Here is a 20,267-nt window from a genome sequence, read left to right as displayed (position 1 = left end):
GCGGTGAAGAACCCCGGGGACCGCTCGGGCACGTCGATCGACGCCGATCCCGAGGAGGCGCGCCACCTCCGTCGCGCACGCCAGGAACGCGCGCTCCCTCTCCGTGTCTTCCGCCTTCTCGGTCACGGCAGCGTTCTGGACTGACGCAATGCCACGACGGGCCCATACTTGGCGATCCCCACGCCCAGAAGCCCGGGTCCACCAATGGAATGATCAACGCGTGGCTGGTGTGATCACGGCGTCGGAGCCGTCCTGGTATCTCCCATTCACTGGGCTGAGCCCACGCACGTTCGGCAAGCTGGTCACGACGCTGCGCCGCGGCGGCGCCGATGCCGGGCAACAAGTCGCCCTCCACCGGCCGGTCACCGGCTCAGGCCTTCGGGGCCACCTTCGACAGACCGTTGATGATCCGGTCCATCGCGTCGCCGCCCGTCGGGTCGGTCAGATTGGCGAGCATCTTCAGGGTGAACTTCATCAGCAGCGGATGCGTCAGACCGCGCTGGGTGGCGACCTTCATGACCTTCGGGTTGCCGATCAGCTTCACGAAGGCCCGGCCCAGCGTGTAGTAGCCGCCGTAGGTCTCCTTGAGCACCTTCGGGTAGTTGGTGAGCGCCAGTTCGCGCTGGGCCGGGGTCGCGCGGGCGTGAGCCTGGACGATGACGTCCGCGGCGATCTGACCCGATTCCATGGCGTACGCGATGCCTTCGCCGTTGAACGGGTTGACCATGCCGCCCGCATCGCCGACGAGCAACAGGCCCTTGGTGTAGTGCGGCTGGCGGTTGAAGGCCATCGGAAGGGCGGCGCCGCGGATCGGCATCGTCATGTTCTCCGGGGTGTAGCCCCAGTCCTCCGGCATGGACGCGCACCACGCCTTGAGAACCTCGCGCCAGTCCAACTCCCTGAAGGCGGACGAGGAGTCGAGGATGCCGAGACCGACGTTGGACGTGCCGTCGCCCATGCCGAAGATCCAGCCGTAGCCGGGCAGGAGCCGGTCCTGGGGGCCTCGGCGGTCCCACAGCTCCAGCCAGGACTCCAGGTAGTCGTCGTCGTGGCGGGGCGAGGTGAAGTACGTACGCACGGCCACCCCCATCGGGCGGTCCTCGCGGCGGTGCAGGCCCATCGCGAGCGACAGCCGGGTGGAGTTGCCGTCGGCGGCGACGACGAGCGGGGCGTGGAAGGTGACCGGGGTCTTCTCCTCACCGAGCTTCGCGTTGACGCCGGTGATGCGGCCGGTACGGTCGTCGACGATCGGGGCGCCGACATTGCAGCGCTCGTACAGCCGCGCGCCCGCCTTCTGCGCCTGGCGGGCCAGCTGCTCGTCGAAGTCGTCGCGCTTGCGGACCAGTCCGTAGTCCGGGTACGAGGCGAGATCCGGCCAGTCCAGTTGGAGGCGGACGCCGCCGCCGATGATGCGCAGGCCCTTGTTGCGCAGCCAGCCGGCCTCTTCGGAGATGTCGATGCCCATGGAGACGAGCTGCTTGGTGGCGCGCGGGGTGAGGCCGTCGCCGCAGACCTTCTCCCGGGGGAAGGCGGTCTTCTCCAGGAGCAGGACGTCCAGTCCGGCCTTGGCGAGGTAGTACGCGGTCGTGGAGCCGGCCGGGCCTGCCCCGACGACGATCACATCCGCGCTGTGTTCGGAGAGGGGCTCGGTCACGGTCGGATCTCCCGAAGACTCGAAATCGCGTGCCGCGCGGCACCTGTCCCATGCAGTCTATGGGGGCCCGCCGGGCAGCCTTCCGAAGGGCTCCCCGATGTCGGCCGGGCCCTCCGTACAGTTGCGGGCGGGAGCACGGGACCGGCCGGCCCCACCTCCCGGTCTCCCGTCAACGGGCGGCACCGGCGCGCTGCTTCAGGGACGTACGCCCCGGTGCAGCGCCACCACACCGCCGGTGAGATTGCGCCAGGCGACCTTCGACCAGCCGGCCTGCTGAAGCTTCGCCGCGAGTCCGGCCTGGTCGGGCCAGGCACGGATGGACTCGGCGAGGTAGACGTACGCGTCGGGGTTGGACGACACCGCGCGCGCGACCGGCGGCAGCGCCCGCATCAGGTACTCGGTGTAGACCGTGCGGAACGGCGTCCAGGTCGGCTGCGAGAACTCGCAGATCACCACGCGGCCTCCCGGCTTCGTCACCCGGTACAGCTCGCGCAGCGCCGCATCCGTGTCCTGGACGTTGCGCAGTCCGAAGGAGATCGTCACCGCGTCGAAGGTCTCGTCGCGGAACGGCAGCCGGGTGGCGTCACCCGCGGTGAAGGGCAGCCAGGAGTGGCGCTTCTTGCCCTCCTGAAGCATGCCGATGGAGAAGTCGCAGGGCACGACGTACGCGCCCGTCGCGGCGAACGGCAGCGAGGACGTCGCCGTGCCCGCGGCCAGGTCGAGGACCTTCTCCGCAGGTCGGGCATGCACCGCCTTCGCGACCTCCTTGCGCCACAGCCGGGCCTGGCCGAGCGACAGCACATCGTTGGTGAGGTCGTAGTTCGCCGCCACGTCGTCGAACATCGAGGCGACTTCGTGCGGCTGTTTGTCCAGGGATGCTCGGGTCACCCGTCCATTCAAGCAGCCCGGTCGGCGCCGCCTCGCGCCGGTCGTGCGTCGGCGCCGGAACGTCCCCGAACTCGCCTTCAACCTTTTGGCCGCGGCACAACTCAGTACAGGCGTGAGAGACCACCGAGACCCCGGAGAGGGGGACAGATGACCGCAGTCGGCAGTCGGGACCTCATCGGATTCGAGGAGTTCGCCCGGGCGAACCAACGGCGTCTGTACCGGACCGCATATCTGCTGTGCGGCGATGCGGAGAGCGCCCGCGACCTGACCCAGACGACGCTGGCCAAGCTCTTCCAGCACTGGCACCGGGCGAGCGCGGCCGACCATCCCGCCGCCTATGCGCGCACCGTCCTCACCCGGACGTATCTCGCCGAGCGCCGGCGCAGGCTCCGCGACTTCCTGGCCCACAGCCATGTCGATGCCCCGGCCCCCTCGGTGGGCCCCGAGCTGACGGTGACGCTGCTGACCGCGCTGGCCGAACTGCCACCCCGCGCCCGGGCGATGGTCGTCCTGCGCTACTGGGAGGACCTGGCCGTGCAGACGGTCGCCGAGCTGCTGCGCTGCAGCGAGTCCACCGTCAAGAGCCAGTGCTCACGCTCGCTCGCCACGCTGCGTACGCGGCTGGGCGACCCGCGCCTCTACACCACCCGCAGCTGAGGAGAACGTCATGGACATCTTTCCGGAAAGCGTGCCGCAGGAGAGCGAGGACCGACTGATCAGGGAGGCCATGGCGGAGGCGGCCGAGGGGGCGCCGCCGCTGCCGGACCTGGTGCCGGTCGCCCTGGCCGTGGGCCGCAGGCGCCGCTCCAGGGCGCGGGCGGCGATCGGTGGCGGGGTGGTGGGAGTGGTGGCGCTCGGAGTGCTCGGCGCAACGCTGCCGTCCTGGGGCACGGGCGCCGGTGCGGGCGAGGGCACCGCGCAGGTCGGGGCGTCCTCGCCCGTACCGAGCATGGGTCACGGGACCCCGTCCCCCGTACCCCCCGGGTCCGCGCCCGGCTTCCCGATGCCGGTCCCCTCGCTCACCGGGCCGTCACGTACGCCCGTCCACATCAAACCCACTCCGGGCGAGTCGTCCATGGCCGACCTGCCCGCGCCCGAGCGCGGGCGGCAGGAGGAGTTCCAGCAGCAGGCGGCGGCCGTGCTGGACGAGCTGTTGCCTCCGGCGTTCGGCAAGGTACGCCCGGTCGATCTGGACGTCAGCCGGTATCAGGGCGGGTCCGGGGGCCATGTCTTCCCCGTCGTCTTCTCCGTACGCCCCACCGGTGGCCCGTCGGACGGCCCGTCCGGCAGGCCGGTGCAGGAGCCTTGCTCGTACGACCCGGAGAAGAAGTACCGGTGCGAGGAGGCGACCCTGCTGGACGGGATCGTGGCCCGCGTCGTCACCGCGACCGGAAGCTCGAAGGACGGGAAGGACATCGTCGGCGTCAGCGTCCGCTTCACGTTCAAGGACAGCGCCGTCGTCCTCTCGGCCGACGGCGACGACTCCGCCATGGTCTCGGCGCCGGTCACCGCCGACCAGCTGCTCCACCTCGCTCGGGACGCCCGCTTCCTGCACCTGGTGCGTTACGCCGAAGCGTTCCCGATGGAGCCGAAGCAGGAGACCGTCCATGGTGGGTGAGGAGCGGGGCCGCCGGGCGCGTGGCCGCGGTCGCGGTGCGGTCCGGCGGGCCCGCCGCCGGAAAGCCCGGATACGGGTGACGGGCGCCGTGCTGGTGCCGGGTGCACTGCTGCTCTGCGGAGCGCTGGTGTGGGGGGCGTGGGGTGGCGGTGAAGGGGCGTCGGCGTCGGCGGGCACACCGTCGGACCGGTTGGCGGTGTCGTCGTCCCCGGGGCCGGGCGCCGAGCCCGGCTCCCATTCCACGCCCGGCAGTCCGCGCCCCTCCGCCTCGGCCGACGACGCCGACACCGACGCCGATACCGGCGCCGGGAAGGGGCGCACGGCGGAGAAGAAGCCCGAGCCGGGAAAGCGGGCGGACGAGTCCCGGATCCCGTCCGGGTCCGTGCCCGTGCACGGCTCCGGTACGTTCGTCACCGCTGCCCCGGCGCACACCGGCAGCCGGGGCACCGGCACGGTCCACCGCTACCGCGTCGAGGTGGAGCGGGGCGCCGGTCTGGCCACGCGTCCCGCCGCGGCCGCGGTCTCCGAGGTGTTGGCCGACCCGCGCGGCTGGACCCGCACGGGGCGCGACGCGTTCCAGCAGGTCTCGGGCCCGGCCGGTCTGGTGATCCGGATCGCGACACCGGACACCGTCGACCGGCTCTGCGGGGCGTACGGGCTGAACACCCACGGCGAGGTCAACTGCCGCGTCGGCACCACGGTCGTGGTGAACCTGAAGCGGTGGATGCGGGGGTCGCCGCAGTTCGACGGCCCGCTCGGCGAGTACCGGGCGCTGATCATCAACCACGAGGTCGGCCACTGGCTGGGCCACGGCCATGAGACCTGCCCGGGGCCCGGGCGCCGCGCGCCCGCGATGATGCAGCAGATCGACGGGCTGAAGGGGTGCGTCGCCAACGCGTGGCCGTACACGTCCGCGGGAACGTACCTGCGCGGCCCGTCCGTCCCGTGACAGCGCTGACGCCCTGTCCATGCCGGGGCCGGACACATGTCCAGGACGGTCGGGCGCGCGTCTAACGCCGCCGGTACACCAGCCGCCCGCCCAGCACCGTGGCGACGCACGGTCCGGCCCCCGACGCGTTCAGCGCGTCCTCGTCCGGGACATCGAAGACGGCGAGGTCGGCGCGGGAGCCGATGGTGAGCGGGCCGTGCACGGAACCGGGCAGGTCGTAACCCTCCACGAACGGGTCCAGGCTCGGTTCGCCGACCAGGATTCCGGGGGCGCCGACGACCGAGACCTCCGTCAGACCCGAGCGGGCCACGGCGGTGCGGACGGCCGGGTCGTGGAAGCGGCCCGCGAGGTGTGTAGTGCCGTACCGCAGCATCTGCTGCAGCCCGCGCCGTACGCTGCCCGCCCGCCGCGTCGCGTCCATCCCGGCGGCCAGCCGCTCGAATTCCTCGCCCCACAGCGGCTGGTCGCCGAGCGCGTCCGCCTCCCGCGGGTCGGGGTGGTAGCAGCGGGTGAGCAGCCACAGCCCGTGCCACTGCCGCAGTCCCGGTGTGATGACGCCCGGCCAGGTGCGGACCCGGGCCGCCGGGTGGGCGGCGACGACCTCGTCGTACGGTCCGAGGCCGACGATCCGGTCGCCCTCCACGGCGACCGCGCCCCGCGCGATGGGCGCCGCGCCGACCGGAAGCACCAGTGGCGCGGCGTGAACTGTCAGCAAAGCGGCCTCAGACCGACCGGCACATGGGGGGCGGCGTCGCGGGGCTGGGCACGCACATCTGCCGCGTTGTCGTCAATCACCATGGCTCCTTCCCCAAGCTCTCGGCTGCGCTCGAGCAGGGGAGACCCCATCTGCCTCAGTCCTCCGCCTTGCAGCTGCACGCACCCAGCCCCGCTCCTACTCCCACCCCCCCATGTGCCGGTCGGTCTCAGTTGGCGTTGAGGAGCTTCAGCTCCGGGTGTGCCGTGCCGCCCTCGATCGCCGTGGACGAGATGTGCGAGACCACCCGCTCGTCGACCGGGTCGTTCGCCGGGTCGTCGTGCACGACGAGGTGCTCGTACGTCGTGGCGCGCTGCGCCGGTACGCGGCCCGCCTTGCGGATGAGGTCGATGATTTCGAGCCGGTTGGAGCGGTGCTTGGCACCGGCCGAGGAGACGACGTTCTCCTCCAGCATGATCGAACCGAGGTCGTCGGCGCCGTAGTGCAGCGACAGCTGGCCGACCTCCTTGCCGGTGGTCAGCCAGGAGCCCTGGATGTGCGCGACGTTGTCCAGGAAGATCCGGGCGATGGCGATCATCCGCAGGTACTCGAAGAGCGTCGCCTGCGTCCGGCCCTTCAGGTGGTTGTTCTCCGGCTGGTACGTGTACGGGATGAACGCGCGGAAGCCGCCCGTGCGGTCCTGCACGTCACGGATCATCCGGAGGTGCTCGATGCGCTCGGCGTTGGTCTCGCCGGTGCCCATCAGCATGGTGGAGGTGGATTCGACGCCGAGGCGGTGCGCGGCCTCCATGATCTCCAGCCAGCGCTCGCCGGACTCCTTGAGCGGGGCGATCGCCTTGCGCGGCCGGGCCGGCAGCAGCTCGGCGCCCGCCCCCGCGAAGGAGTCGAGACCGGCGGCGTGGATGCGCTGGATGGCCTCCTCCACGGAAACCTTGGAGATCCGGGCCATGTGCTCGACCTCGGAGGCGCCCAGCGAGTGGATGACCAGCTGCGGGAACGCCTTCTTGATGGCGGAGAAGTGCTCCTCGTAGTACTCGACGCCGTAGTCCGGGTGGTGTCCGCCCTGGAACATGATCTGCGTACCACCGAGTTCGACGGTCTCCGCGCAGCGGCGCAGGATGTCGTCGAGATCGCGGGACCAGCCCTTGGCGGTGTCCTTGGGTGCGGCGTAGAAGGCGCAGAACTTGCAGGCCGTGACACACACGTTCGTGTAGTTGATGTTGCGCTCGATGATGTACGTCGCGATGTGCTCCGTACCGGCGTAACGGCGGCGGCGTACGGCGTCGGCGGCCGCGCCCAGTGCGTGCAGGGGCGCCGACCGGTAGAGGTCGAGGGCCTCCTCCGGAGTGATCCGACCGCCCTCGGCGGCTCGGTCGAGGATGGGCTGGAGGTCGGCCTTCTCGGTCACCGGGCTGTCACCTTTCGGCGGTTTTTCAACGGATCTACGGACCGGTTCACCCTACGCCAGCCCCCGTCGGCGTCAGCTGCCGGACCGGCTGAGCGTGCCGTAGGGGAGTCCCGCGCCCCTCTCCTCGGACCGGAAGCGGAGGGTCCCGTCGGCGGCCCGCGTGAAGTGGACGTCGGTGGAGGTGGACGTGCAGAAGGTCGGGTCGCCGGGGCGCTCGGGATCGGCGCGTTCACGGAGCGTCAGTTCCTTCTCCGTGCCTGAGGAGAGGCGGGCGACGCTGTTGCAGCGGACGGTCAGTCCGAGAGCGGAGACCTCCGTGGTCATGCGGACCACGTCCGTGCCCTTCTTTCCGGCGGTGAACACGGCGGTGAGCGTGCCGTGGGACTGCCTGCTGGTCTTCTCGGTGAGCGGGCCCTTCCACGTACCGATGAACTCCTTCGGGAGCTCGGTGACCTGGCCCGCGCCACCTGTGCCACCCGTGCCCGAGTCCGAAGGCCGCGAGGGTTCCGTGGAGGGCGTGGCGGCGGGCAGGGTGTGGCCGGCGCCGCCGTTCTCGGCACTGTCCCCGCCGCCGCCCGGCATCAGATCGAACAGGTACGCACTGCCCACGGTCACGGCGGCGAGCGCGCCCGCCACGGCGAGGGCGACGGTGCAGCTCAGCCGGCGGCCACGGTTCGCAGCGGCGCGGGCCGGGCCGGAGTCCGCGCCGACGGTTACGGAGAAGTGGGGGTCGGACGCACGTGGCCCGGTCGGCCCGGCCGGCCCGGGGCTTCCCGACGGCCCGGCCGGCTCGGCCGTACCGGCGCTCGCGGGCCACGAGGGCGGCCCGGCCGGCCGGGGAGGCCGGGTCGGTTCCTGCGACCGGGCCGGCTCGACCGGCGGGCCGAACCCACCGCCCGCACCACCCGGACCGTTCGCGCCATTCCCCCCGTCGGGACCATGGGCGCCATCCGCACCGATGGCACCACCGGCACCGTTGGCACCCCACGCCGCACTGCTGAACGGCACCGGCCCCGACTGCACCGGCGCGTCCTGCGGCTCCAGGTCCAGAAGCGCGACCGCCGCCCGGCTGACCTCGCGCACGAGCGGGCCGGGCAGCCAGCCCGCCGCCACCAGCCCCGCCGCCCCGCCCGGCGCCAGCCGCCGGGCCAGCTCCGTCGGGGTCGGCCGGTCCTCCGGCTCCTTCGCCAGGCACCCGGCGACGATGTCCCGCAGCTCCCCGTCCAACTCCCCGAGCTCCGGCTCCTCGTGCACCACCTTGTAGAGCAGTACGGCGGAGGAATCGCCGAGGAAGGGGGCGGTACCCGTTGCCGCGTACGCGAGCACCGCGCCGAGCGAGAAGACGTCGGCCGCGCCCGAGATGTCCAAGCCCCGGATCTGCTCCGGTGCCATGTAGCCGGGCGAGCCGACCGTGACCCCGGTGGAGGTGAGGGAGGCGGTGGCACCGATGGCGTGGGCGATGCCGAAGTCGATGAGCCGGGGGCCGTCGAGGGTGAGCAGTACGTTGGACGGCTTCACATCACGGTGGATGAGGCCCTGCGCGTGCACCGCCGCCAGAGCCTCCCCCAGACCGGCGCCCAGCGCCCGTACCGCGTGGTCGGGCAGCGGCCCGTGCTCGACGACCGCGGCGGACAGCGGCGGCCCGGCCACGTAGCCTGTGGCGACCCACGGAATGGGCGCGTCCGGGTCGGCGTCCAGGACGGGCGCCGTCCACTGCGCACCGATTCGCCGAGCAGCGTCCACTTCCCGCCGGAAGCGGGCCCGGAACTGCTCGTCGAGAGCGAAATGGGGATGCACGACCTTTACCGCGACGGTACGTCCGCCCGCGCTGCGCCCCAGATAGACCCGGCCCATGCCGCCCGCACCAAGCCTGCCGAGCAATCGGTAGGCACCGATGGTCAGCGGTTCGCCGGCTTCCAGCGGCTGCATATGGACTCCCCCTGTGGACCGGCCGGACCTCCGACCGAAGCCTAGGGGCGAAGGTCATCGGGTCACAGGGGAAACCATCCGCCGATTTCCCCCCTAAGGGAACGAACGACGGCTTTCGACACAACAAAAGGCGTGAATGTGTCGTTCACCCGAGCGATTCCGGTACACGATGTGGACTCACCCCGGACACCGTCCGGGAATCGACTATTCGACGCGTATTAACCCGAATCGATTCGATAGCCGGGCCGGAGGAACCGGACCGTCGGAAGGGGTGGGAGAAGGGCCCGGAGAAGGACAGGCGAGAAGGGGGGAAGCGATATCCGCCCCGGAGGTACGGGATTCACCTATATCCCGGCCCATTCCCGTGTCCGGCACACCCTGCGCCCGCCCCGCCCCCTCCCGCGCCCCTCGTCCCGTCAGCCGCCGAGCAGCTCGACCTTCACGTCCGCCGGGAAGCCGGTCGTCGGACCGACCCGGCGTGCGAACTCCTGTACGCCGGCCAGCTGGTCCGGGCCGAAGCGGAAGTCCAGGGTCGTGAAGTACCGCTCCAGCACCTCCGCGTCGAAGGCCTCCCAGCGCGCCGCCTGCTCCGCGACCTTGGTGACCTCCTCCAGGGAGACGTCCCGCGAGGCCAGGAAGGCCTCGTGCACCTGGCTCACACAGTGGGGCTCGGCTGCCAGGTAGTCCTTGCGGGCCGCCCAGACCGCGAAGACGAAGGGGAGCCCGGTCCACTCCTTCCACATCTGCCCCAGGTCGTGGACCTGGAGGCCGAGCCGGGGCGCGTCGTGCAGGTTGGCGCGCAGCGCGGCGTCGCCGATCAGCACGGCGGCGTCCGCCTCCTGCATCATCACGCCGAGGTCCGGTGGGCAGGTGTAGTAGTCCGGACTGACCCCGTACCGCTCGGCGAGCAGCAGCTGGGCCAGACGCACGGAGGTGCGCGAGGTGGAACCGAGCGCCACCCGGGCCCGGTCCAGCTGGTCCAGCGGCACCTGCGACACGATCACGCACGACATGACGGGCCCGTCGCAGCCCACCGCGATGTCCGGGAAGGCGACCAGGTCGTCGGCGTTGCGGAGGAACTCGACCAGCGTGACGGGGCCGATGTCCAGATCGCCCCTGACCAGCTGCTCACTGAGCTTCTCCGGGGTGTCCTTCGAGAGCTCCAGGTCGAGCAGGGTTCCGGTCCTCGCCAGTCCCCAGTACAGCGGGAGGCAGTTCAGGAACTGGATGTGGCCGACGCGCGGCCTGCTGCGACGGTCGTCGCCTGCGACGGTTGAGACGGTTGAATTGTCCACATCGCGAGGCTAGACCCGTGGTGCTGCCCGGGTGGCACCGGGTACGCGTGGCGTCACGGGATCCCACCCCCGGGGAACGGCGCCGAAGCCTTGCCCGTACCCCCTCGAAGGCACCTCCGCGAGCCGTTCACGACACCCCTCGCGACACCCTCCGGGACACCCACTTCATGCGGTCATCGGCGCGGCAATCAAACATCCGGGTGAAGTGATCATTCCCTCTACCCTTCCCTGCATGCTGCGTGCTAGGCTCGACGCAAGTTGCAGTTTGGTTTCCCTTGCAGTACAGAGCCTGCGGAGCATGTAACCCGCAGGCTTTTGTAGTTTTCAGACTTGTTTGCAGGTTCTGGAGCAGGGCAACCCTTTGGCCCAAGGAGGGCTTATGGCTACCGGAACCGTCAAGTGGTTCAACGCTGAAAAGGGCTTCGGCTTCATCGCCCAGGACGGCGGCGGCCCGGATGTCTTCGTTCACTACTCCGCGATCAACGCGTCCGGGTTCCGCTCCCTCGAGGAGAACCAGGTCGTGAACTTCGACGTCACTCAGGGACCCAAGGGTCCGCAGGCTGAGAACGTCACCCCGGCCTAGTTGCCCGGGTCGGCCGATCGCGGCCGGCTAGCAGTACCCAAGGAGCCCCGCTCCTCCGCTTCGGCGGGGAACGGGGCTCCTGCCCTTTTCCGGGAGGCGGGCGATGCGGCGCCCGGGGTGTCACGTTGCTTTCACGTTCTTTTCCACCACCTACCGTCCTCCCCCGGGCCCTGCCCACAGCCCGTCGTCCGTCAGCCCCAGCAGATCGATCGCGTTGCGGCGCACGATCCGGTCCACCACGTCCGGGTCCAGGTGCCCCATCTGTGCCTCACCGACCTCGCGGGACTTGGGCCAGGTGGAGTCGGAGTGCGGGTAGTCCGTCTCGTACAGGACGTTCCCGACGCCGATCGCGTCCAGGTTCTTCAGCCCGAAGGCGTCGTCGAAGAAGCAGCCGTAGACGTGCTCGGCGAACAGCTCCGACGGCGGACGGTGGACCTTGTCGGCGACGCCGCCCCAGGCCCGGTTCTCCTCCCAGACCACGTCGGCGCGTTCCAGGATGTACGGAATCCAGCCGATCTGGCCCTCCGCGTACATGATCCGGAGGTTCGGGAACCGTTCGAACTTGCCGCTCATCAGCCAGTCGACCATCGAGAAGCAGCAGTTGGCGAAGGTGATGGTGGAGCCGACGGCGGGCGGCGCGTCGGCCGAGGTGGACGGCATCTTCGAGGACGAGCCGATGTGCATCGCGATCACCGTGCCCGTCTCGTCACAGGCCCGCAGGAACGGATCCCACTCGTCCGTGTGAATGGACGGCAGGCCGAGATGCGGCGGTATCTCGGAGAACGCCACCGCGCGTACGCCGCGCGCCGCGTTCCGCCGGACCTCGTCCGCGGCCAGCCGCGCGTCCCAGAGCGGGATCAGGGTGAGCGGGATGAGCCGGCCCCGCGCCTCGGGCCCGCACCACTCCTCCACCATCCAGTCGTTGTACGCCCGCACCCCGAGCAGCCCCAGCTCGCGGTCCTTCGCTTCGGTGAAGGTCTGGCCGCAGAAGCGGGGGAAGGTGGGGAAGCAGAGGGCGGACTGGACATGGTTGACGTCCATGTCGGCCAGCCGGTCGGGAACCGAGAAGGAACCCCGTCGCATCTGCTCGTACGTGATGACCTCGAGCTTGATCTCGTCCCGGTCGTAGCCGACCGAGGTGTCGAGCCGGGTCAGCGGGCGGTGCAGGTCCTCGTACACCCACCAGTCGCCGATCGGCCCGTCGTCGCCCTTCGCACCCATCACGGGCGCGAACTTGCCGCCCATGAAGGTCATTTCCTTGAGCGGTGCGCGGACGATCCGCGGGCCGCGGTCCAGGTACTTGGACGGGAGCCGGTCCCGCCAGACATGAGGGGGCTCCACCGTGTGGTCGTCCACCGAGATGATCTCCGGGAAGGTCTCCATGCCTCCCACGGTAGCGCTGATCTGACGCATCGTCAGCTATCTTTACCGGCCCGGGTTCAGCAATCGTTGTCGAGGGCTTGTGCAGACAGTCACCCACTGCTGACGTTTCCGCCCCTGACAAGGCAGACTGTTGAGCGCGATACCAGCGGTACCGAACAATCCGGATTCACCCGTACCCGACCGGCACATGGGCGGGCAATCCGAAGCAGACAGCATCAGCGTGATCGGCAGGACCGGCGGGGCGAGCAGGGCAGGGGGCAGCAATGGACCGTGACCACGGGCCGCGCATGCATGTTCCGGAGCAGCGAGCTCCGCAACAGGGGTCGGCCGACGGGGCCGATCTGCGCTTCTCCGTGCTCGGCCCGGTACGGGCATGGCGGGGCGGCGAGGCGCTGCCGTCCGGTTCACCGCAGCAGCGCGCCCTGCTGACGGCGCTGCTCCTGCGCGGCGGCCGCACCGCCACCGCCGCCGAACTCATCGACGCCATCTGGGGCGAGGACCCGCCCTCGCAGGCGCTCGCCGCGGTACGCACGTACGCCTCCCGGCTCCGGAAGGTCCTCGACCCGCAGACGCTGGTCAGCGACGCCGGTGGATACGCGATCCGGACCAGGCGCGACGCCCTCGACCTGACCGTGGCCCAGGAACTGGCGGCCGAGGCGGAGAAGGCCCGTGCCGTCTGCGACCGCGCCCAGGCCCGCACGCTGTTCAACAAGGCGCTCGGCCTGTGGGACGGCGAGGCCCTGGCCTCCGTGCCCGGCCCGTACGCCGAGTATCAGCGCACCCGGCTGGAGGAGTGGCGGCTCCAGCTCACCGAGACCCGCCTGGATCTGGACCTGGAGGTCGGCTGCCACGCGGAGGCGGTCTCCGAACTGACCGCGCTGACCGCCGCGCACCCGCTGCGTGAACGGCTGCGCGAACTCCTCATGATCGCCCTGTACCGCAGCGGCCGCCAGGCGGAGGCGCTCGCGGTGTACGCGGACACCCGCCGGCTGCTCGCCGACGAACTGGGCGTCGACCCGCGCCCCGAGCTCTCCCAGCTCCAGCAGCGCATCCTGCGGGCCGACGAGGAGCTGGCCCGTCCGGCCGACGAACCGGCCCCGGCCCCCGCGCCCGTCCGCCCCGCCCAGCTCCCCGCCACGGTCCCGGACTTCACCGGCCGCGTCTCCTTCGTACGCGAGCTGGGCGACCGGCTGGCGACCGCCGAGGGTTCGGTCATGGCCGTCTCGGCGCTGGCCGGCATCGGTGGCGTCGGCAAGACGACCCTCGCCGTGCACGTCGCCCACCAGGCACGCCAGCACTTCCCGGACGGCCAGCTGTACGTGGACCTCCAGGGCGCCGGCGCTCGGGCGGCAGAGCCGGAGACGGTCCTCGGCGCGTTCCTGCGCGCCCTGGGCACGGCGGACTCGGCGATCCCCGACTCCCTGGACGAGCGCGCCGCGCTCTACCGCTCCACGCTCGACGGCCGCCGCGTCCTGGTCCTCCTCGACAACGCCCACGACGCGGCCCAGATCCGCCCCCTCCTGCCCGGCACCGCAGGCTGCGCGGCCCTGGTCACCAGCCGCGTCCGCATGGTCGACCTGGCCGGCGCCCACCTGGTCGACCTGGATGTGATGTCGCCGGAGGAGGCGCTCCAGCTCTTCACCCGCATCGTGGGCGAGGAGCGCATCAACTCCGAGCGCGAGGCCGCCCTCGACGTGGTCGCCGCCTGCGGCTTCCTCCCCCTGGCCATCCGCATCGCCGCCTCCCGCCTGGCCTCCCGCCGCACCTGGACGGTCTCGGTCCTGGCCGCCAAACTCGCCGACGAACGCCGCCGCCTGGACGAACTCCAGGCCGGCGACCTCGCGGTGAAGGCGACCTTCGAACTCGGCTACGGCCAGCTGGAACCCGCCCAGGCCCGCGCCTTCCGCCTCCTCGGCCTCGCCGACGGCCCCGACATCTCCCTGGCCGCGGCGGCAGCCCTGCTGAACCTGGAAACCCACGCGGCGGAAGACCTGCTGGAGGCCCTGGTCGACACCAGTCTCCTGGAGTCCGCGGCTCCGGGCCGCTACCGCTACCACGACTTGGTGCGCCTCTACGCGCGTTCCTGCGCGGAACGGGACGAACAGCCGCCGGAGGAGCGGGAGTTGGCGCTGTCGCGGCTGCTGGACTTCTATCTGGCGACGGCGGCGGGGGTGTATGCGCTGGAGCGGCCGGGGGATCGCGCTGTCGCCCACCTGGTGGCCACCGAGCACCCGGGGCTCGAATTCATCGACGGGCACGAAGCGGTGGACTGGCTGTACAGCGAGGCCGATTCGCTGCTTGCCTGTGCCCATCAGAGCGCTTCGAGCGGAATGCTGCGGCGGGCCGTCGACCTGCTGTGCGCGGCAAAGGACCTGGCGGAGTCAGGAGCGAACTCGCGTCAGTACGAGACCACGGGCGCGGCCCTGCGCGACGCGGCGAAGGCCGCCGGCGACCCCCGCTGCGAGGCGCGGGCCCGCGCTTCTCTGTCCACCGTCTACCTCGTCTCGGGCCGTTTCACCCTGGCCGACGAGGAAGCCCTGCACGCGATGGCGCTGGCCGAGAGCACCAAGGACCCGATCCCCGCGTGCTGGGCACCCAACGACCGCGGCATCATCGCGTTCTACCAAGGCCGGCACGCGGAGGGCGAGAAATTCCTGCAGGAGGCGATAGACAACTACCGCGCGGACGGAAACCTGGTCGGCGAGGCATCGGCGCTGTGCAACCTCTCGCGTATCCACGTGAACATGAACCGCACGGCAAGCGCGGTCGAGCTCGCCCAGCGGGGCACAGCCATCTTCGACGAAATGGGGCTGAGCCTCCGCTCGGCCAACGGTCGCTTCGCGCTGGGCATCGCACTCACTCAGGCCGGAAGGTCGGCCGAGGCCCTGGAGGAGCTCAACGAAGCGCTGCACGTGTTCCAGGGGAACCGCCAGCGGCTCTGGGAAGGCTCAACCCACTACCGCATGGCGGAGGCTCATCTGACCGACAGGCGTCCCGCGCAGGCGGCTCAGCATGCGGAACAGGCACTGGCCCTGCGTGTCATCGGAGGCGAATGGATGCGGGGCAACGTCCTGATTACTCTGGGACACGCCCTCGAACGCCTCGGTCAGATCGACCGGGCCCATGCATGCTGGACCGAGGCACTGGCCATCCACGAACATTTCGGAGCCGCTGAGGCGGACGAAGTGCGGGCCCTTCTCACCCCGGTCGCTACTGCCTGAGGCACTGTCACTGACAGAGAACCGTCGGCGTTCATCGATTGTTTATCGCCACTCGTCAGTCTTTAGCCCATCGATCCGTCGCGTCGGGGGGCAGGCGGGTTGCACGGGGGGCCGTACCGCTAGGGTAAACGGCCCTGATACGCCCGTCCGGCGGCCCACGGGGGAGTCGCCGGACGGGCATTGCCGATCAAGCAGCAAGACCTCTGGGAGTTGACAGGCATGAGCGACGCACTGAAGCCCAAGACTGGTACCGCAGCCACGCAGGAGAACCACGCGGGGAGCCCGGGCAGCGGTGACGGCACCGTCAAGCCGCTGGAGAACCACGCAGGCAGCGTGAGCGAAGACATCACGACTTTGGAGAACCACGCCGGCAGCACGCCGAAGGACCTTCTCAAGACGCAGGAGAACCACGCAGGCTCCGAGACGGCCTAAAGCCTCACTGGACGGGGGAGCGGCCGCGGCGGCGCGGAGGGGGAGCCGTCGCGGCCGCTGCATGTCCCCGCGCGCCTTCGTCGCGTACGACAAGCGCCTCGTCGAATCCGCACAGTCCCTGGGGCTGCCGGTCCGAAGCCCCGGCTCACCCTGAGCCGTCAGGCCCCTGTCCGCCCCCGCAGCTCCCCCTTCACCACCTTGCCGCTCGCGTTGCGCGGCAGCTCCCCCACGAACTCCACCGCCCTCGGCACCTTGTAGTTCGCCATCTCGCGCCGGGCCCAGGCGATCAGGTCGTCCGCCGTCAGTGTGGCGCCCGCCCGGCGGACCGCGTACGCCTTGCCGACCTCGCCGAGTCTCGGGTCCGGGATGCCGATCACCGCCACGTCCGCCACGTCCGGGTGCAGGCCCAGGAGCTGTTCGATCTCGGCCGGGTACGCGTTGAAGCCGCCGACGATGAACATGTCCTTGATCCGGTCCGTGATGCGCAGGTTGCCCGCCTCGTCGAGGATGCCTACGTCTCCCGTGTGGAGCCAGCCGTCCGGGGTGATGGCGGTGGCCGTGGTGGCGGGGTCCTCGAAGTAGCCCCGCATCACGTGGAAGCCGCGGACCAGGACCTCGCCGGGGGTGCCGGGGGCCGCCAGGACGCGGACCTCCGTACCGGGGATCGCGCGGCCCGAGGTGGAGGAGATCACGTCGGGCCGGTCGCCGCGGCGGCACATCGTGACGATGCCGCTCGCCTCGGAGAGGCCGTACGCCGTAAGGACCGTCTCGATGCCCAGCTCCGTGTGCAGGCGTTCCACCAGCCGCAGGGGGACGACCGCCGCGCCCGTGACGACCAGGCGCAGGGCGGAGAGGTCGTGCGTCGCCCGCGCCGGGTGGTCCAGGAGCGACTGGTGGAGGGTGGGCGGGCCGGGGAGGACCGAGATGCGTTCGGCAGCGATGTTCGCGAGGACCGTGTCCACGTTGAACACCGGCTGCGGGATCATCGTCGCGCCCCGCATCAGGCACGCGATGATGCCCGCCTTGTAGCCGAAGGTGTGGAAGAACGGGTTCACAATCAGATAGCGGTCTCCCTCGCGCAGGCCCGCCAGCTCGCTCCAGATCTCGTAGCAGCGCAGGGTCTGGGCGTGGGTGATGACAGCGCCCTTGGGGCGGCCCGTGGTGCCGGAGGTGTAGATGATGTCGGACGGGGATGAGGAGGCGACCGCGTCGGCCCGTTCCCGTACCGCGGCAGGCGATATCCGCTCCCCCGTCGCCAGGAAGTCCTTCCAGGTGATGTAGGACTCGGGGGCAGCGTCCGCCAGCACCACCACCCGTTCCAGGTTCGGGAGTTCCACCTCCGCCCGGCGCAGCGACGCCACGTACGACGTGCCCAGGAACGTGCCGGTGATGAAGAGCAGCTTCGCCCGGCTGCGCTGCAGGATGTACGCCGCCTCCGTGCCCTTGAAGCGGGTGTTGAGGGGGACCAGGACTGCGCCCGCCGTGACCGCCCCGAGCGCGGAGACGATCCAGTCCAGCGTGTTCGGCGCCCAGACGGCGACCCGGTCGCCGGGCTCGACGCCCGAGGCCATGCACGCGGCGGCGGCCCGTTCGACGCGGTCGCCGAGTTCGGCGTACGAGATCCGGGTCCGGCCCTCGACGACCGCCTCCCGGTCCCCGTACCGCCGCGCCGCCGCCCGTACCAGCTTCGGGATGCTGCCCCATTCCTCGTCGCCGCGCATCGCTCGCCCTCCCTGACACAGTAGCTGACTATCCGTCAGATTAGCTGTAGCCTCAGCCGCTGTCAGCAGTGACGACGGCCTCGGAGGTGGCAGTGGCGGCGCTCAAGGACGTGACAGCGATAGCCGGCATAGGACAGACGGCCTTCGCGAAACAACTGCCCGAATCCGAGAAGACACTGGCCTGCCGGGCCATCGTCGCGGCACTCGACGACGCGGGCATCGCCGCCTCGGAGGTGGACGCCTTCGCCTCGTACACGATGGAGGAGACCGACGAGGTCGAGATCGCCAAGGCCATCGGTGCGGGCGATGTCACCTTCTTCAGCAAGGTGGGGTACGGAGGCGGGGGTTCGTGCGCGACGATCGCGCATCTCGCCGCGGCCGTGGCGACCGGGCAGGCGAGTGTCGGTGTCGCCTGGCGGTCGCGGAAGCGGGGATCGGGGCCCCGGCCCTGGAAGAACACCGTCGTGCAACTGCCCACCCCCGCCCAGTGGACCCGGCCGTACGGACTGCTGCGGCCGGCCGACGAGATCGGGATGCTGGCGCGGCGGTACATGCATGAGTACGGGGCGACCCGCGACCATCTCTTCAACGTCGCCCTCGCCTGCCGCAACCGCGCCAACCAGAACCCGGACGCGGTGATGTACGAGCGGCCACTGACCCGCGACATGTATATGACCTCGCGCTGGATCAGCGAGCCGCTCTGCCTCTTCGACAACTGCCTGGAGACGGACGGCGCGCTGGCCTGCGTGATCGTCTCGGCGGAGCGGGCCCGCGACTGCCGGCAGAAGCCCGTCTACATCCACTCCGTCGCCCAGGGGCTGCCCGCCCAGCACCACGGCATGGTCAATTACTGGAACGACGACCCGCTCAGCGGCCCCGCCTGGACAGCCGCCCGGCAGCTGTGGAAGCAGGCCGACTTCGGCCCCGACGACGTGGACGTCGCCCAGATCTATGACGCGTTCACCCCGCTCATTCCGCTCTCGCTGGAGGGTTACGGCTTCTGCGGGCGCGGCGAGGGCGCCGCGTTCACCGAGGGCGGGGCGCTGGAGAGCGGCGGGCGGCTGCCGATCAATACCGGTGGCGGCGGGCTCAGCGAGGCGTACGTGCACGGCTTCAACCTGATCAACGAGGGCGTGAAGCAGCTGCGCGGCGTCTCCACCGCCCAGGTCCCGGACGCCGGTACGTGCCTGGTCACCGCCGGGGAAGGTGTGCCCACCTCCGCCGTACTGCTGAGGAGTTGAGGAGCCGACATGGATGCTCTGCTGATGCCCGTCGTGGACGAGGACGGCGCCCCCTTCTGGGAGTACGCGGCCCGCGGCGAACTCCGCGTCCAGGCGTGCGCAGCCCGGGAGTGCGGACGGCTCCGCTTCCCGCCCCGGCCGTGCTGCCCGCGCTGTCAGTCCTTCGCGAGCGAGTGGCGGGCGATGAGCGGACGTGGCCGCATCTGGTCGTACGTGCTGCCGCACCCGCCGCTGCTGCCCGCGTACGCCGCACAGGCCCCGTACAACGCCGTGGTGGTCGAGCTGGCCGACGCCCCCGAGATCAGGTTGGTCGGGAACGTGGTGAGCGGTCCGGATGCCCCGCTGGACTCGGTCGATCCGGGGCGGCTGCGGATCGGGGCGCCGGTGCGGGCGGTGTTCTGCCCGTCCGGGTCCGGGGTGACGCTGGTGCGCTGGCTGCTGGAGAGGTGACCGGCGATGGTGCTGCGGACGGAGACGGACAAGGAGACCGGGGTCGCGCTCGTCACCCTCGACCGGCCCGAGAAGCACAATGCGATCGACCTGGCGACGGCCGCCGAACTGGCCGCCGCCTGGCGGGCGTTCCGCTTCGACGACGCGGTGCGGGCCGTCGTCGTCACCGGTGCGGGCGGCCGGGCCTTCTGTACCGGGATCGACCGGGGCGTGGCGGTGCCGCAGCCCTCGTCCCCGTACACGATCGACGATCCGCTGATCGCGATCGGGCCGAAGGCGAACGACCTGTGGAAGCCGGTGATCGCGGCCGTGGAGGGGATGGCCTGCGGCGGGGCGTTCTATCTGCTGGGCGAGGCGGAGTTCGTCATCGCGTCCGAGGAGGCGACGTTCTTCGACCCGCACACCACGTACGGCATGGTCAGCGCGTACGAGGCGATCTCCATGGCGCAGCGGATGCCGTTCGGCGAGGTGGCCCGGATGTCCCTGATGGGTACGGCCGAACGGGTCACGGCCCGGCGGGCGTACGAGACCGGGCTGGTCAGTGAGGTGACGACGCCCGGCGGCGCCGTGGCGGCGGCGCTGCGGGCGGCGGCGGTGATCGCCTCGTACCCGACGGAGGGGGTGCAGGGGACGGTTCGGGCGGTGTGGTCCGCGAAGGAGGCGGCCAGGGCGCAGGCCATGGCGCACGCCCCGCACCTGATCGCGCTCGGGAACCTGGCGCCGGAGCGGCAGGCCGAGCTGTTCCGGGGGCGGGGCCGCGACGGGTTCAGGACACGGTGA

The 20,267-nt window shown here is 70.9% G+C and carries 17 protein-coding genes and 1 pseudogene; 10 read left to right on the top strand and 8 right to left on the bottom strand.

The genetic code is table 11. The annotated features are described in order from the left end of the window. Positions 1–220: 220 nt before the first annotated feature. Positions 221–334 (top strand): annotated as a pseudogene (locus tag ACZ7L9_RS10425) (IS5/IS1182 family transposase); the annotation flags it as partial. Between the two features lie 36 nt (positions 335–370). Here ACZ7L9_RS10425 and ACZ7L9_RS10420 read toward each other — a convergent pair. Further along, positions 371–1,654, bottom strand: a complete 1,284-nt coding sequence (locus tag ACZ7L9_RS10420) for a geranylgeranyl reductase family protein (protein ID WP_471414192.1) — start codon at positions 1,652–1,654, stop codon at positions 371–373. A 195-nt stretch (positions 1,655–1,849) separates the two neighbouring features. Next, positions 1,850–2,542 carry a demethylmenaquinone methyltransferase gene (locus tag ACZ7L9_RS10415; protein WP_471414191.1) on the bottom strand — a complete coding sequence of 231 codons (693 nt, stop codon included), beginning with the start codon at positions 2,540–2,542 and terminating at the stop codon, positions 1,850–1,852. Between the two features lie 147 nt (positions 2,543–2,689). On the opposite strand from ACZ7L9_RS10415, the gene ACZ7L9_RS10410 reads away from it, so the two are divergent. The 3 genes from ACZ7L9_RS10410 to ACZ7L9_RS10400 are packed head-to-tail and all read left to right on the top strand — an operon-like array spanning position 2,690 to position 5,109. Next, complete coding sequence (locus ACZ7L9_RS10410; protein WP_471414662.1) at positions 2,690–3,199, top strand: SigE family RNA polymerase sigma factor; 510 nt, start codon at positions 2,690–2,692, stop codon at positions 3,197–3,199. 10 nt (positions 3,200–3,209) lie between these two features. Continuing rightward, positions 3,210–4,160 (top strand): hypothetical protein, encoded by a 951-nt coding sequence (locus tag ACZ7L9_RS10405; RefSeq protein WP_471414190.1) that lies wholly within the window; start codon positions 3,210–3,212, stop codon positions 4,158–4,160. Further along, positions 4,150–5,109 carry a DUF3152 domain-containing protein gene (locus ACZ7L9_RS10400; protein ID WP_471414188.1) on the top strand — a complete coding sequence of 320 codons (960 nt, stop codon included), beginning with the start codon at positions 4,150–4,152 and terminating at the stop codon, positions 5,107–5,109. The genes ACZ7L9_RS10405 and ACZ7L9_RS10400 overlap by 11 nt, the downstream gene beginning before the upstream one ends. Positions 5,110–5,170: 61 nt before the next feature. On the opposite strand, the gene ACZ7L9_RS10395 is transcribed toward ACZ7L9_RS10400, so the two are convergent. The 4 genes from ACZ7L9_RS10395 to ACZ7L9_RS10380 all read right to left on the bottom strand — a co-directional run bounded on the left by ACZ7L9_RS10395 (position 5,171) and on the right by ACZ7L9_RS10380 (position 10,456). After that, the gene (locus ACZ7L9_RS10395; RefSeq protein WP_471414187.1) at positions 5,171–5,824 is read right to left on the bottom strand and encodes an imidazolonepropionase-like domain-containing protein; all 654 of its coding nucleotides are present in this window, start codon (positions 5,822–5,824) and stop codon (positions 5,171–5,173) included. 208 nt (positions 5,825–6,032) lie between these two features. Continuing rightward, positions 6,033–7,232, bottom strand: coding sequence for a cyclic dehypoxanthinyl futalosine synthase (mqnC, locus tag ACZ7L9_RS10390; RefSeq protein ID WP_093894616.1), 1,200 nt, complete (start codon positions 7,230–7,232; stop codon positions 6,033–6,035). Positions 7,233–7,304: 72 nt separating this feature from the next. Beyond that, positions 7,305–9,161, bottom strand: a complete 1,857-nt coding sequence (locus ACZ7L9_RS10385; RefSeq protein ID WP_471414184.1) for a serine/threonine-protein kinase — start codon at positions 9,159–9,161, stop codon at positions 7,305–7,307. Positions 9,162–9,577: 416 nt separating this feature from the next. Next, the gene (locus ACZ7L9_RS10380; RefSeq protein ID WP_471414183.1) at positions 9,578–10,456 is read right to left on the bottom strand and encodes a menaquinone biosynthetic enzyme MqnA/MqnD family protein; all 879 of its coding nucleotides are present in this window, start codon (positions 10,454–10,456) and stop codon (positions 9,578–9,580) included. 379 nt (positions 10,457–10,835) lie between these two features. Between ACZ7L9_RS10380 and ACZ7L9_RS10375 the strand changes: the two genes are divergently transcribed. Further along, entirely contained in the window at positions 10,836–11,039 is a 204-nt protein-coding gene (locus tag ACZ7L9_RS10375; protein ID WP_003967102.1) for a cold-shock protein, read from the top strand. Positions 11,040–11,189: 150 nt separating this feature from the next. Here the strand turns inward: ACZ7L9_RS10375 and ACZ7L9_RS10370 are convergent, their stop codons facing one another. Further along, entirely contained in the window at positions 11,190–12,422 is a 1,233-nt protein-coding gene (locus ACZ7L9_RS10370) for an amidohydrolase family protein (RefSeq protein WP_471414182.1), read from the bottom strand. Between the two features lie 263 nt (positions 12,423–12,685). On the opposite strand from ACZ7L9_RS10370, the gene afsR reads away from it, so the two are divergent. Together afsR and ACZ7L9_RS10360 are read left to right on the top strand one after the other, a co-directional pair. Further along, the gene (gene afsR / locus ACZ7L9_RS10365; protein ID WP_471414180.1) at positions 12,686–15,643 is read left to right on the top strand and encodes an SARP-family global regulator AfsR; all 2,958 of its coding nucleotides are present in this window, start codon (positions 12,686–12,688) and stop codon (positions 15,641–15,643) included. Positions 15,644–15,862: 219 nt separating this feature from the next. After that, a complete protein-coding gene (locus ACZ7L9_RS10360) occupies positions 15,863–16,075 on the top strand; it encodes a hypothetical protein (RefSeq protein ID WP_471414179.1) in 213 nt (70 codons plus the stop codon). Between the two features lie 158 nt (positions 16,076–16,233). On the opposite strand, the gene ACZ7L9_RS10355 is transcribed toward ACZ7L9_RS10360, so the two are convergent. Continuing rightward, positions 16,234–17,796: a FadD3 family acyl-CoA ligase gene (locus ACZ7L9_RS10355; protein WP_471414177.1), complete on the bottom strand. Its 1,563-nt coding sequence runs from the start codon at positions 17,794–17,796 to the stop codon at positions 16,234–16,236. 92 nt (positions 17,797–17,888) lie between these two features. Here ACZ7L9_RS10355 and ACZ7L9_RS10350 point away from each other — a divergent pair, with 92 nt between their 5' ends. From ACZ7L9_RS10350 to ACZ7L9_RS10340, 3 genes are read left to right on the top strand one after another with little or no spacing between them, the layout of a single operon-like run. Next, on the top strand, positions 17,889–19,037 hold the full coding sequence (locus tag ACZ7L9_RS10350; protein WP_471414661.1) for a lipid-transfer protein: 1,149 nt from the start codon (positions 17,889–17,891) through the stop codon (positions 19,035–19,037). A 9-nt stretch (positions 19,038–19,046) separates the two neighbouring features. After that, positions 19,047–19,487, top strand: coding sequence for a Zn-ribbon domain-containing OB-fold protein (locus ACZ7L9_RS10345; RefSeq protein ID WP_471414176.1), 441 nt, complete (start codon positions 19,047–19,049; stop codon positions 19,485–19,487). Between the two features lie 6 nt (positions 19,488–19,493). Further along, a complete protein-coding gene (locus tag ACZ7L9_RS10340; RefSeq protein WP_471414175.1) occupies positions 19,494–20,267 on the top strand; it encodes an enoyl-CoA hydratase/isomerase family protein in 774 nt (257 codons plus the stop codon).

The sequence above is a fragment of the Streptomyces sp. NPDC111516 genome (assembly GCF_055635345.1).
Note: the sequence above shows the minus strand (reverse complement) of the source record. Positions and strands in the feature narration are given on the sequence as shown.